We start from the raw sequence: 535 nt of genomic DNA on the forward strand, positions 1-535 counted from the left end.
TGGTATAAACAACATTTATAGTAAAAATCCCTGTATGAATCGCGTATAAATCTTTGCGAGCTTTGCGGTTAAAAAAAACATTCCGACATTTGCGATTAAGAAATAAAAATAATGGCAAAAATACTTACCGGTGTTCAGAGTACAGGAACACCTCATTTAGGAAATTTATTAGGAGCAATTATTCCGGCGATTGAATTATCGAATAATCCAGCAAACGAATCTTATTTATTTATTGCTGATTTACATTCGATTACTCAGATTAAAGACGGAAAAACGTTAAGAGAAAACACATACAGCACTGCAGCCGCTTGGCTTGCGTGCGGATTGAATCCTGAAAAAGTTACTTTTTACAGACAATCGGATGTGGTTCAAACTACTGAATTAACCTGGTATTTAAGCTGTTTTTTTCCATTTCAGAGATTGACTCTGGCACATTCTTTCAAAGATAAAGCAGATCGTTTAGACGACGTAAACGCCGGACTTTTTACGTATCCAATGTTAATGGCTGCCGATATTTTATTGTATGATGCAGAAT

General features: G+C 35.3%; 1 protein-coding gene. It reads left to right on the forward strand.

Annotated elements, in window-relative coordinates; all coding sequences use genetic code 11:
- Window positions 1-111: 111 nt before the first annotated feature.
- On the forward strand, window positions 112-535 hold a 424-nt coding region (locus ABEB23_RS18230; protein WP_369077062.1), incomplete at its 3' end, for a tryptophan--tRNA ligase.

The sequence above is a fragment of the Flavobacterium maritimum genome (assembly GCF_040049085.1).
Taxonomy (GTDB): Bacteria; Bacteroidota; Bacteroidia; order Flavobacteriales; family Flavobacteriaceae; genus Flavobacterium; species Flavobacterium maritimum.